At 39.6% G+C, this 13942-nt stretch carries 7 protein-coding genes; all 7 read right to left on the bottom strand.

What is annotated here, in order from left to right; genetic code table 11:
- Positions 1–92 precede the first annotated feature (92 nt).
- Positions 93–1421, bottom strand: coding sequence for a branched-chain amino acid transport system II carrier protein (gene brnQ / locus RSK81_RS05985; protein ID WP_032908179.1), 1329 nt, complete (start codon positions 1419–1421; stop codon positions 93–95).
- A 399-nt stretch (positions 1422–1820) separates the two neighbouring features.
- Positions 1821–2375: a GNAT family N-acetyltransferase gene (locus tag RSK81_RS05980; RefSeq protein WP_002897623.1), complete on the bottom strand. Its 555-nt coding sequence runs from the start codon at positions 2373–2375 to the stop codon at positions 1821–1823.
- A 54-nt stretch (positions 2376–2429) separates the two neighbouring features.
- A complete protein-coding gene (locus RSK81_RS05975; RefSeq protein ID WP_315687724.1) occupies positions 2430–4208 on the bottom strand; it encodes an ABC transporter ATP-binding protein in 1779 nt (592 codons plus the stop codon).
- A 13-nt stretch (positions 4209–4221) separates the two neighbouring features.
- A complete protein-coding gene (locus RSK81_RS05970; RefSeq protein ID WP_268685892.1) occupies positions 4222–5958 on the bottom strand; it encodes an ABC transporter ATP-binding protein in 1737 nt (578 codons plus the stop codon).
- Positions 5959–6325: 367 nt separating this feature from the next.
- On the bottom strand, positions 6326–11830 hold the full coding sequence (locus tag RSK81_RS05965; RefSeq protein ID WP_315687721.1) for a ZmpA/ZmpB/ZmpC family metallo-endopeptidase: 5505 nt from the start codon (positions 11828–11830) through the stop codon (positions 6326–6328).
- Positions 11831–12166: 336 nt separating this feature from the next.
- Complete coding sequence (locus tag RSK81_RS05960) at positions 12167–13321, bottom strand: AIPR family protein (RefSeq protein WP_161543195.1); 1155 nt, start codon at positions 13319–13321, stop codon at positions 12167–12169.
- Complete coding sequence (locus RSK81_RS05955; protein WP_161543196.1) at positions 13303–13890, bottom strand: hypothetical protein; 588 nt, start codon at positions 13888–13890, stop codon at positions 13303–13305. The genes RSK81_RS05960 and RSK81_RS05955 overlap by 19 nt, the downstream gene beginning before the upstream one ends.
- Positions 13891–13942 lie beyond the last annotated feature (52 nt).

Below are 13942 nucleotides of genomic sequence, written 5' to 3'. Positions count from 1 at the left end.
AAAAAAACAGCTTAAATTCCTTCGCCATAAATTCCCTACTATAATTGACAATGAGTCAAAAAAATCCACCACATTGTGGCGGATGTTATCTATTAGCTCTCCATCTCAAAACGCTCACTCTTCTGCTTGTTTGGCAAAAAGAGAGAAAGTAGGATTCCAACTAGAGCTGGCACCAACCAAGGCAATGAAGCCTGAGCAAATGGAAGAGAATTTATAATACCACTTATCCTAGTGATATGGAACTGCTGTCCGAGAATACCCGCAAAGGAAATCAGAGTCACTGCTGCCACCGTCATTTGCATACCGATTTTGGACAGTGGTAAGAATTTATTGACAATGACAATCAGAACGATAACAATGGTAATTGGATAGAGAATTTGCAAGACTGGAACAGAATATTGAATGATGGCATTGAGGCCAAGATTAGCAATCGCAAAACCAATCAATGTAAAGACCGTGGCGTACACTTTATAGGATACTTTAGGGAAAGTTTTATGGAAAAATTCCCCAGTCGATACAATAAGTCCTGCTGTTGTTGTGAAGCAAGTCACAGTAACCATAGCTGCAAGGAAAATCTGTGCTGTAGGTCCAAAGATAGCCTGTGTCGCCTGCGACAGGACATAAACACCAGGATTGCCTTTGGCAATTATCTCAGCTGGAACTGGGAAATGATTGCCTAGAAAAGCCAAACCGATATACATGGCGCTAAAGCCCAACGCTACCATCAAACCAACAACCCAGATGGTTGAAACATATTCCTTTTTATTCTTGAAACCAAGCTGGTTAAGAGTTGTTACCGCAATGACGCTGAAAGCCACGGAAGCCAAGGCGTCCAAAGTATTATAACCTTCCAAGAAGCCCTTTCCAAAAGCTGACGCTAAATAAGCTTCCGAAGCCTGCTGAGGAGCAGTTGAGCCGTATTTCAAAGCTCCTAGAATGACTAAGATAATAATCAAAACTGCAAAGACTGGCGTCAGAATACGTCCAATCCGATCCAAAATCTTAGATGGATTCAAAGAAATCAGGTAAGCAGCCGCAAAGTAAAGTGTCGTGAAAACAATCAATCCGATACCTGTCATATTTTTAGACAGCATAGGAGCGATACCAACTTCATAGGCTACTGTCTCAGTCCGCGGGATAGCAAAGAATGGCCCGATTGACAGATACAAGGCTACAAGATAGACAATAGCAAACCAAGGCGCAATCTTCTGAGAAATCTCGCGGATATAGCCCTTAGGATTGAGTGTCCCGATAATCAAAGTCAGAACAGCAAGTCCAACCCCAGACAGGACAAATCCTGCAATAGCTGGCCAAAAATGCTGACCAGATAATGTTCCAAGCGAAGGCGGAAAGATCAAGTTTCCAGCACCGAAAAATATTCCAAACAGGAGCAAACCTGTCAAAGCACCTTTTTTAATCACGAGAATCTCCTTTAAATTTTTCATGCTTTATCATTATATACGTAAATAGCCCGCTCCGCAAGATTTTTAACTTTTCACGGTAAGTTGATTTAAAAAACGAAATAAATCGAAAAATCTTTGAAGATTTTTAGCAAATTCCTCACTTATCCACAGATTTAAGGCTTATTTTAAAGTAATATAAATAATTTTGTTTTAAATCGTACGATTCACCAACCTCTCTCTATCTTTTTTGATGGTTTACTTTCTTTAAACAGACATGCTCTACTGTTGCTGAATGCGAGAAAAATACAATATTGTCCTTCCTGATCCAAAACAAAATAAAAGAGATTTTTCATAGTAAAAAGGTTGAGACATCCTATCTCAACCTTTTAAAAATGGCTATAAATCATTTAGCAGTCTTTATACATCGCTAAATCTTCTGTACTTAATTTCGAATTCAAAGAAGTTCTTCTCTTGCAGCATATGGAAAATATCTCGATAAGCCTCCTCATCAAAATGATGTCCCAAATACAAGATTTCAAAGCTTAACCCTTCATATTCCAGAAAGGCATTGGTTGTTCGAAAGCCGTTACGCTTATAGAAGTCCATACGTGCTTGACGTTGCTCTAGATTGTCACATTCTTCATCGACACGTTCTACCTCTAGAACCATGGTTTTTTGATAAAACTCTGTCAGTTTATGAATAATTTCTCCCCCATAGCCATGGCTGCGGAGGTGCGGCATAATCGCAAAAAAGCTGACATAGAACATTTTTTCGTTATAAACTGCAAAAGCAAAACCAACAAATTCTTCCTCATTATAGAAGGCAAAGAAATGGGACTGCTCATCATTGGTATAGCGGAGAAATTCACTAATAGGAACTCTCTCTTCTTCAGGAAAAGCTTCTCGATTAAGAGCTTCTACCTTATCCAAATCGGGAAATTCTGCTGTAATAATTTGACTCGTTAAAGACATTGCTACCTCACTTTGCTTATATTCTAGCAGTTATCAAATGATTTAGCAAACCTTTTAAACTTCTTTCGCTTTTTTAGAAAATTGACTCTGGTAAAGGTCATAATAGAAGCCTTTATCTGCCAAGAGACTCTCATGATTGCCTTGCTCTATAATCTGACCATCCTTGAGTACCAAAATCTTATCCGCTTCCTGAATGGTCGACAGTCGGTGAGCAATGACAAAACTAGTCCTGCCCTGCATGAGTGTCTTCATAGCCTTTTGAATCAAGAGCTCCAGTCGTGTATCGACAGATGAGGTCGCTTCATCCAAAATCAAAATCTTAGGATTGGCCAGAAGAGCCCTAGCAATCGTAAGCAACTGCTTCTGACCTAGCGAGATATTGCTGGATTCTTGGTTCATTTCCATGTTGTAGCCGCCTGGCAAGGTCCGGATAAAGTGATCCACATTAGCCGCCTTGGCTGCCTCTACAATTTCTTCATCAGTGGCTTGCAGATTGCCAAAGCGAAGGTTTTCCTTGATAGTCCCTTCGTAAAGCCAAGCATCCTGCAGCACCATACCGAACTGTTTACGGTAGTCTTGACGGGATAAATGGCGAATGTCATGCCCATCCACAGTAATCGCGCCTTTAGACACATCGTAGAAACGCATGAGCAAATTAATCAACGTGGTCTTACCAGCACCAGTCGGACCTACAATAGCCACCATTTCTCCAGGTTTGACTTCCAGATTGAAATTCCGAATGAGCGGCTTATCTGCCACATACTGGAAGTCTACATCCTTGAAGCTAACCTGACCTGTCAGATCTTGATCCAGCTTTTCTGTCCTATCATTGACTTCGTCCGCTTCGTCCAGCACTTGGAAAATCCGGTCTAAAGAAGACTTGGCACTCTGCAGCTGACCAGCCAGCTGAGTCAGGTTTTGAATGGGCTGGTTAATCTGCCAGACATATTGAACAAAAGCCTGCATATTTCCGACTGTTAGGCGCCCAGCGATAACCTGAAGGCCGCCCAGCAGAGCCAGCAAGAGGTATGTCAGATCTGAAATAACATTCAAAACAGGCATCATTAAACCAGAGATAAAGCTAGCTTTAAAACCTACTTTCTGCAGTTTTTGCGTAATTTGTCGAAAATCCTCCTGCGAACTTTCTTCTCTGACATAGAGCTTCAAAATATTAAAACCTGTCAAATTTTCCTGAACAAAGCCATTCATAGCCCCCAGTACATCTGCCTGCTGTTTAAAGTAAGGCTGGGATTTCTTCACGATAAAGCGGGCACTAAGGTAGGTAATCGGAATCGAAACTACCACAATGATACCCAACTGCAGATTGAGCACCAATACCATGACGATAACCAAGATCAGAGTAAAGACTGCATTGATAACCTGCAGAAAGGACTGCTGCAAGGCGTTTGAAACAGCTTCGACATCGCTGGTAAAACGCCCCAGCAAATCACCAAACTGATGCTTATCAAAGTAAGAAACGGGGATACGATTAATCTTATGGCTAAGTTCATTGCGCAAGTCACGAATGGTAGCCTGCACTGCATTGGTCATAAAGTAATTAGAATAGTAAGAACCGATTTCATAAATAATCGCCCGTACAAAATACAAGACCATGACCCAGCCAACATAGGACACATTAATCTGGGCACCAGCCACACCTTTAGCCATATCCAGCAAATTATTTGTCAGTTCAGTAATGGCTAGACCTAAGACAAAGGGCTCGACAACACTCATAACGACGCTGAGAATTTTGAGGAAGATCGCAAAGGCGACTGCAAATTTATAAACTTTTAGATAGCTCCACAGGCGAGCAAAACTAAATGTGTTTTTCATATCAGTCTCCTTTCTATTCCTCAGTCAAAGCTTGATTTTTCAGCTGCGAATCCGCAATTTCACGATAGATATCATTGGTTTCCATCAGCTCTTCATGCTTCCCACGTCCGACGATTTCGCCCTGATCCAGAACGATAATCTGGTCAGCGTCCATGATAGTTCCCACCCGTTGAGCTACAATCAGCACTGTTGCCTGACCTGTCACTTCCTTGAGACGACGACGAAGCACTGCATCCGTCTTGTAATCCAGAGCAGAAAAAGAGTCATCAAAGATATAAATATCCGGCTTTTTAACCACTGCACGGGCGATAGAGAGCCGCTGCTTCTGCCCACCAGATAGATTGCTGCCTCCCTCAGCCAGATGAGTCTCAAAACGCTCTTCCCGGCTCTCGATAAAGTCCCTGGCTTGAGCAACCTCAGCCGCCTGACTCAGCTCCTCTTGGCTAGCTTCTTCCTTTCCGTAGCGTAGGTTCGCTGCGATGGTTCCGGTAAATAGCAGAGCCTTCTGCGGAATAAAGCCAATCTTCTGACGCAGAGCTTTCAGATTGTACTCGCGGACGTCCACACCGTCCACTAAAATCTTGCCCAGTGTTACATCGTAAAAGCGTGGAATCAGCTGCACCAGTGTAGACTTACCCGAACCAGTAGAACCGATAAAAGCAACAGTCTCACCCGGCTTAGCCTTGAAGGAAATATTATGCAGTACAGGACTCTCTGTCTCACCCGGATAAGCAAAGGTTACATTGTCGAACTCCAAATACCCCTTCGTCTCTGTCTCGGTTATACCATCTTCATTAGGATTGATTGTGATGGGCATGTCCATGACTTCCTTGAGCCGCTGGCTCGATACCGCAGTCCGTGGATACATGGTAAAGAGATTGGCCAAGAAGAGGAAGGACAGTAGGGCGTGAAAGCTGTATTCGATAAAGGCAACGAGATTTCCGATTTCAAGACTGCCGTCCCGCAAGGGGGCTAGGGCAAACCAGACAATGGCCACAATCATGGCAATAATAATCTGTACAAAGAGCGGTTCAGTCAGACCGGTCAGCTTAAAGAGCTTATTGGAGTTTTGCGCATAGACCTCATTTTCATCAGAAAAACGCTTCTCTTGAAATTCCTCACGCGCAAAAGCTCGAATAACGCGTAGACCAGTCAGATTTTCCCTCACGTACTGATTAATCTTATCAAGAGTCTTCTGCTGCTTTTCAGACAGGGGCTTGGTTTTAACCGCTACATAAATGACCACGACTGCCAAGAAAGGCACTGAAACAGCTACAATCCAGGCCAAAGACGGACTAGTCAGAAAAATCATGAGAATACTGGACAGCATCATCATGGGAGTAATGACGCCCATTTTCAGGGTTTGCTCCGCAAACTGCATGAGTACAAAAGCATCCGAAGTCAAGCGCGTGACCAAAGAGGATACACCGATTTGCTCATACTCATGATGAGAATACTCTTGCAACTTGGCATAGAGATCATTGCGCATGTCCTGCACCATGGTCGTCGTTAGCTTTCCAGCCGCATAAGCCAGAACGATTCGCCCCAGCACTCCTAAGATAATAACGCCAAACATGACCCAAGCCCAGAAAAAGAGCCGGTCTGTCTGCTTAGGATTGATTCCCTCATCAATCATCCGAGCCAGCACAGTTGGCAGACCTAGATTGACGATTACAAAAAAGATTGCCGCCACAAAGTCCAAGACCAGCCACTTAGGATATCTCTTTAAATAAGACCAAATGTATAACATAACTCCTCCTTCACCATCTATTCAAAAATAACTCACTCTAAAGCACTCAATGCCTTTAAAACACAGAAAAGAGCGCGCAAATGCACGCTTTAATATGAATATTATAACAAAAATATGAAGTAGGGTAAAGGTCATTCAGACTTTTTTCTGCTTATCATCAGCCTCATAAATGACTGTCAGCAGCAAACTGCCCGAAAGCAGACTGGCTACAGTTTTAATTGCATGACTTATATAGAAAAACAAACCTAGTTTTCACTAGGTTTGCAATTTCTTATCTGCAAGAAGGTCTGAAATAAAGAGTAATTCAAGCTCTGCCCTAACATTTCATACTTGCAACTTTGCAGACTAGTTGACATACTCAAACCAATCACTTCTGGTTTTCAAAGATTGATTTTCTGAAATCATCGGTTTGATCAAGGTATGCCTTGAAGACTGCTTTTTTAAGCTTATGGACAGCACTGTCATGTTCTGGTTTATAGCCGCTCCAAGAGTACCAATTATCATTTGCATCTTTGAGAACTGCTTCATCCATTAATGCCTGCAACTCCTCAACAGTACTTATAGTCTTAGTAGCATAACTTGTCCATGGTTGTCTTGTATCATCAAATGTGACCTTGTTCAGGCTGTCGAACTTGTTTTTACGTTCTTCATACATAGCCTTCTTAAACTCAGTCCAATTATGAAATTGACCATTGAAGACCTTGCGTAAAACCAAGTCATCTGTTACCAGACCTCTGGTCTTACCATAGATACTGATTGTTTTCCCGTTTTGCTTGGCGTCATCTTCATACTGGTTAGAAATATAAGGAACCATACCATCTTTAAAGCCTTTAGCTGCCAAAAGCTCATAAGCCATACGCCGTCCCATAAGATCTCCAGGCGTTCCTTTTTCACTGCTTAATGCAGAATAAATTGGAGAGAAGAGTTTAATCGTATGGTAGCCGTTTCTTTCTACATCACCATTTTTGTACTCACGCGCTGAAACAATATCATTTTCAATGAGACTGTCGAATGAGTTTAATTTTTGCGCATCCGCCATTGTAATATTTTTTATCACATTCGTTGCGTAAACATCATTTCCATCAGCATCTCGAACATATTTATTCTCGACTTTTCTCAGAGCGTTCACTTTCTGCACATCGGACAGACGGTTCACGACTGACATCCCTTCTAGGTACTCCAACATATAAATGACATCAAACATGTTATGAACATAATTTTTTAAATCATCCGCATTTTGGAAACGTTTAGTTGGATCCAGGACTTGCAAACGAGATTTTTCAGATGCATCATTCTTGTCATATTTGAGAATTGAGTTGACCGTGATTGTCGCATCATCTGGATGATCCGGCGCTTGCAACAAGCCCTTAGCGAAGAATTCAGGACCAAGTCCGCTTCTTCTTCCATATCCACCCAAATAGATCTCGTTATCAGAATCATGCGTCATCTCATGGGTATAGGTAATGGCTCCGTCCTTGTCCAGCATCCGATAGCCCATGTAGTAAACACTATCCCCAGTAGCGTAAGCTCCGTGCTTATTGTGCACGACCTTGTTTCCAACCGGTCCGAAGAAATACTTCATAGCTGGATTAGAACTGTCAAATTGTGCCTCCGCTGTAGCCTTGCCGACAGTAGCATCATCACCAAACTTATAGGCATCATAGAGCAAGATGTTTCGATAGAGCTTTTCACGGCTCTGCTCGTCTAATATTCTATACCAATAATCATAATGATCGCGTTGGCGTTTTGCGGTTTCCTGAGCATTATCCTCAACAAACTTATTGAGTTCTGCCCCTGCTCTGTGCTCATTATTTCTATATCTGTCATAGGCACCAAAGCCAAGACTGGATATAGTCGATATGACAAAGACCGATCTTTCAGGCATTGTCAGCAAAGGTAGAACCATATTTCGGTATTTCCAAGTGTCGCTGGTAATTCGATCATACACCCCGATAGAGTATTTGCTGCCAGCCTGCTCTTGTTTGACCCTCACCTCATCAATAGCTGATTTTTCTTCAACGATATAAGCCTTGGTTTGCTCTTTAAACCATTGATTATTTGTTTTGTTTGGTAAAAATACTTCCCGGTAATTGGCAAGCGTACTAAACAAATCTTTTGTTGCATTATTGTTTGCAAGGCTGATGCTATAAGCATCTACGTTGTTCTTGGCCAGAAGATTGTTAAAGCCAGATTTACCTAATTCAATGATCGTGTCTAGCGGTGATACGTTGCCCTTACCAAAGAAATCCATGTGGTACATGACTAAGTCTTTGATATTCACGTCACCATAGTTAAAGTTGTACCAGCGTTCTAAATAAGTCAGACCTAGAAGCAAGGCTTCCTTGTTGCGTTTGATTTTATCAACGACGTAACCATTAATCGTTTGATTTTCACCGGCAATGACTGCATCAGCAAACAAAAGTTTTTCCAGTGTATTTGCTAGATTTTCCTTGGTTTTGGCAAACTGCTCTTCTAAGTATAATTCCGTCAGTGAAACGCCTGAAGAAATACCTAGGGTATTTCTGATAGACTCTGACTGATAATCGACTGCTCTCAAATCAGGCAAAACTTCATTGACGATTGAACTATGATTTTGTAAGAATTGATTTGGTGTATAGATGAGACCTGTATCGCCCACACGGTATTCCGCTAATTTACTAAAATCAGATTGGTAGATGAGATCTAGCTTTTCAGATGAATGATCCTTATAGTGCAGCAAGAGCTTATTAGCCACCTCTTTATGTGAAGCAACATCTGTAATCACTTCATTATCTTTCATCATGACTGCAGATAAGACTTCTTTTTCATACAAAGCGCTATCTTCTTTTACCAGATTACCGTATTTGACAATGGTTGCCTTATTATAAAACGGCAGTAATTTTTCAATATTCTTATATGCTAAAGCTCGACTGGCTTGATAGTCTTCAATCTTAGAAAAATCACTTTCTTTATTGCTGCTAGTCAGCAAATTTTCAACAGCCGGTACAGAAAGAGAGTTAATTTCAGATTTCTTACTTGCGATTTGAGAGACATCAAGGATTGTTCCCCTCTCTTCGAGAGATTCCTTGGTGACAACCTCATCCTTTTCAAGAGTCACTTTGTAGACTCTGTTATCTTTGTTGCTATATGAGTCAGTTATCCTCATACCTCGATAGTGATAGCCACTAATCGCATTCCCGTTCATAACATTGACATCACTAAGAACATTATGCAATCTTCCAGCACGACTCTCTTCGTTAGAGTCTTTATCCCACAAGTAGCCAGCCACACCAGCAACACTTCCAAATCTCTTCACGTTATTAATGTCGCCCTCGGCGTAACTATTGCTGATAAGCGCATCTTTCTCAACGAGACCTGCAAGACCGCCGACAGTTTGGTTTGTACTATCCGCATTTGATGAGATGGCAATCGTAGCTTTTGACTTATCAACCAATGCATTGATGCCAGTCAGTTGACCTACTAATCCACCGATATTGTATGGTGCCTTCGTTTCATAGGAGTTGATAATTCTTCCCTTGAAACTGCTGTTCGTAATCTTGGAATTATCAGCCTTCCATACCAAGCCACCAATGCCACGTTCGCCAGCCAGAACACCGTCTACATGGACATTATTAATCCTTGTTGCGTTATTTGCTTCATTTGCAAGGGCCCCAATGTCAGATTTCCCTGAGATATTCACATCTTTAAGAGTCAGATTTTCTACAGTAGCAGCGCTCAATGTGTTAAATAAAGGCTTCTTCAAGTTATAGATAGCATAATTTTTTCCGTCTTTGCTGCCAATCAGCTTACCAGTGAATGTTCCATTGATATAACTGCTAGCACCATTTTCTAGTTCAATCTCGTTGGCATTCAGACTAGCACCTAAATAATAGGTTCCATTGAGATCGTTATTTATCGCTTGAACTAGGTTACTAAAGGACGTAAAGTTTGTAACTTCTTTCTCTGCCTTTTTGGCAAGGTAAAAAGTATAGTTGTCCTCGTATTTATTGTCAATGTCCTGTTTTAATTTTTCAGCACTTGCTGTAATTTTATAAACTGGCTGGCCATCTTTCGTGCTATCGACTATTGAAGAAATCGGCAAGAAAACATCTTTAAACTTAGAAGATTTGACCTTCACGAAATAATTGTCTTGATTGCTCGGAATTGTATCCAGAGAAACGTGCTGCTTGTATTTTCCGTCAGTTAGACTATACAACTCCAGTTCAGATACATTTCTCAATTCAACATGCTTTTCAGGTTCTTGCTTCTGCTCTTTCGGCTCTTGAGCTTTTTCAGCAGGATTTTCTGCTTCTGGCGCTGCTGGTTCGATGTTTCCAGTATATTCTTGCGGAGGCTCTACCTGCTCGGGCTCAACTATGGCGCCTGCTTGAACACCAGTGTATTCAGGCAACGGGGTGACTTGTTCGGGTTCTACTATCGCACCTGATTGAGTTCCCGTATACTCAGGTAATGGAGCGACCTGCTCAGGTTCGACTACCGCACCTGCTTGAACCTCTGTATATTCTGGTAATGGTGTCACTTGTTCAGGTGACACTACTGCACCTGCCTGAGTCCCCGTATACTCTGGTAATGAAGTAACTTGTTCTGGCGCCACTACTGCACCTGATTGAACACCAGTGTATTCTGGTAACGATGTAACTTGCTCGGGTTCAACGATGGCGCCTGATTGGACACCACCGATTTCAGGTTCAATTTGTTCAGGCTCAACTATAGCTCCAGATAATGCACCTGTATACTCAGGTAATGAAGGCACCTGCTCAGGATCAACGATTGCACCGGCTTGGACGCCTGTGTACTCTGGTAAGGGAGCAACTTGCTCGGGTTGAACCAAGTTAGAAGCTACTGGTTTTTCGTTAGGCGATTCAAGCTTTTTAGTGCCTTTTTCCACTATTTGAGGAGTCGCTTCCTCTATTTTAGTTGAAAGAACCTCTCTTGAAACTTCCGCATTATCTACAGTAAAAATTCGAACGACTTCGATTTTACGGCCTGTTTTGCCTTCTTGTTTTACTTTTACAGTACCTTCGGCTAAATCAGGATTTTCTTGTATTTGTTCTCCAAAGGCTATCTCAGTTTCAACGGTCTCTTCTTTGTATAATAGTTCAGGCTTAGCTACTCGGCCAGACAAGACTTCATCTTGAGGCTCAATTGTATTGACGCCAAGAGTGTGATTTTTCAGTGCATTCTTGTCAAAAGAAAGAGAATAATCTAGCTTCTTATTTTGGTTTAAAGTTTCTTTATCTAGATTAGCATTCTGCTGATTATCAAGAATCTTATTACCTAATAATTTTTTAATCGATTCATCTTTTATGTAGCCGACATAGGTATAGCCCGAGATCTCACTTGGTGACGGCAGACTTTCCCCAGCCGACACTTGATATTCGGCATTATACTGTAGCAAGATCCCATTTTCCAGTGCATCGACAGATAGTATCAAACCTCCTCCAACACCAGCACCCACCAAAACAGTCAATAGGAACTTGCTTTGAACCTTTCTTTTTGACACAGAAAAAACAACCAATCCTATCGTCGTTAACAGACCAGCCGTCATCATAGTATTGGAATTGTTATTGTCGCCTGTATTCGGTAACGTTTTTGCTCCAGCATTTGAGTTTAACCTGTAGACAAGATAGTAAGCCTCCTCATTGCCTTCTGACATTTTAGGAAATCCACTTACAATCAAATCCTTTTCTTGCGGAGTTATTTCAGTATCTGTCACGTATTTATAGTGTACATTCAACTTTTCCTGCGCTTGAACAGAGTCAACCCCAACGATAGAAACAAAAAACAAACTAGAAATAGCAGCCGAAACAAGCCCGACAGCTAATTTCCTAAAAGCAAAACGAGTTTGCTTCTCCCCAAAAAACTTTTTCATAAAATCCCTTTCAAATTATTCTAAAAAGAATAACAAATCCTTTAACCAGAGAATGAGCAACAGTAAGCCATTGCATTCATTCATCTGAATCCCCCTAACAAAAATCTCCTAATCTACAATCTCATATAACTTTTATTTTATTCATAATATCTCCTAAATCGCAATAATCTGTCTAAATTATATCATACAATCCTATTTTTTGTTAGCGTTTTAACATAAAAATGATTTTCGGATACAAAAAAACCAAGTCTTTCGACTTGGTTGATTTCTATGATTGGAAAGGTTAATAGATTGCTAACATTGAATTTCTTTTGGCTTATGGCCAAACTACTAAACTTACTTTTTAATATTGGCTTTTTTATCTAAGTACATTTTAAAGTCAGCTTTAATAAGTTTTCGAGAGTCAGCAATAACAATACCATTATTATCAAAACCTTTTATTGTTTGTTCTAAAAATTTGATTGTATTAGGAATTTTCCTTCTTTTAGAATTTTTTAACAAATAAATTATATAAAATGCTTTTTGATCTGAATAAACATATTTGTCAGACAACTCATTATAATTCTTTTTAATATCTAGGAATAACTTAAATAACTCTAAAGATTGTTCTAAAATATTTTCGACTGAAAATATTTTCTCATATTCCGTTCCGAAGATTTTACTCCGAGTATTTGAAGCCATGTGTGGATAGCCATTTTTAGAAAAGAGCAACTGTCCAAGTTTTACCATCTCTAATGTTTCAGGATAATCAGTATAAGAAGCATCTAAATCTCCAACTTTTCTATTATATCCATAATTATTTTGATTAAAGAAAGTTTCTAACCTAATTTGAACATTATCATTGCTTCTTAAATCTATATTGGATATTGGATTTTGGCTATTTGTATATTCTGCAATTTTCTCAGACCTAACTTTATCATTATCAACTTTAACAAGTTTAATTAATACCTTAGCATTTTTTAAACTCTCAAACCAATTAGTAGTTTGTGATTTTATAAAATCATAGACCGCACGAACCGTTTGGCCTCCATTTACAATTTGTAAATTTTTCAAATTATAACGTTTAGAATCTGAAAATTCTTCAATAATTTCTGTATCATCAACAATTATAGTAATGCCATTGTTATATAGAAAGAAAAGCTCAGGTTCTGTTTGTAACGTCTTGACTATACTTTCATTGTACTTCGATTTTTTTCTCCCTAGATATCTTCGAACATTTTTCTCTATAATTTGATCATTAAATTTAGGATCCCATTCGCTATCTTTTCTCTTATAATTATCGCGGTTAGTTTCTTCCTCATCTGTAATTCCTACTAAATCAATGATTGATATCGGAAAAATATATGTATTCTGTAGTTTATTAATTTTATAACTTATCATTTCTGAATTATCAATGATTATTTGCGCATTAAACTCTGGTTTACCAAACCATTCAGTATAAATAGTGGGTAAGGTAAATTCAGAAACATTATTTACTCCACACTTTGACAAATATTTTTTTCATCACTTTTAACTGACAACTGTTTCATATTATTGGAAACAAAAACCAAGTAAATTTTAAACGTAGCTCCTATTTCAGCAAGTATGCCAGCTAATTCCTCTAAAACACCAGCGGTTTTCCTAGAGTATTTTTGTAAGTCATATTTTGATAGTTTGTGTTCCCTATTTTTCTCCTTTAGTATCTTTAATGCACCTAGAAAACTAGAAACATCCGATAATACTTTTGGGTTCATTTGGCTATTAATATTGAATTCATGTCTATATTTAAAATTATAAAGATATATTATTCCATTCTCCTCGTCTACATAGTAAGCATCAATTCCAAGATCGTCATTATTCTCTCCTAAGATTTCGCGATTAAAATCGCCATCAATAATGTAGTCGGGAATATCTTTTAACGATATATCATGCTGAGATCTAAAAATGTTAAAATAGAAGCCAAGCTCTGCTTTCTTTTTTTCTGGAAAACTCTTATCATTTCCAGAAACACTTAAATATTCATCAAAAATTCGCTTATTTTTGTCACCTAATATACCAAATTCTGCTTGTGTTATATTCACGATCAATACTCCTAAGCTTTATTATAACTCAAGTATAACAAATATAATAAAA

This window comes from Streptococcus sp. DTU_2020_1000888_1_SI_GRL_NUU_041A (genome assembly GCF_032387735.1).
GTDB classification, from domain to species: Bacteria; Bacillota; Bacilli; order Lactobacillales; family Streptococcaceae; genus Streptococcus; species Streptococcus sanguinis.
Note: the sequence above shows the minus strand (reverse complement) of the source record. Positions and strands in the feature narration are given on the sequence as shown.

Excerpts from the sequence above, each read along its gene's own strand:
- RSK81_RS05980 (WP_002897623.1), bottom strand. The coding sequence starts at position 2,375 with ATGTCTTTAACGAGTCAAATTATTACAGCAGAATTTCCCGATTTGGAT.
- RSK81_RS05975 (WP_315687724.1), bottom strand. The coding sequence starts at position 4,208 with ATGAAAAACACATTTAGTTTTGCTCGCCTGTGGAGCTATCTAAAAGTT.
- RSK81_RS05970 (WP_268685892.1), bottom strand. The coding sequence starts at position 5,958 with ATGTTATACATTTGGTCTTATTTAAAGAGATATCCTAAGTGGCTGGTC.
- RSK81_RS05965 (WP_315687721.1), bottom strand. The coding sequence starts at position 11,830 with ATGAAAAAGTTTTTTGGGGAGAAGCAAACTCGTTTTGCTTTTAGGAAA.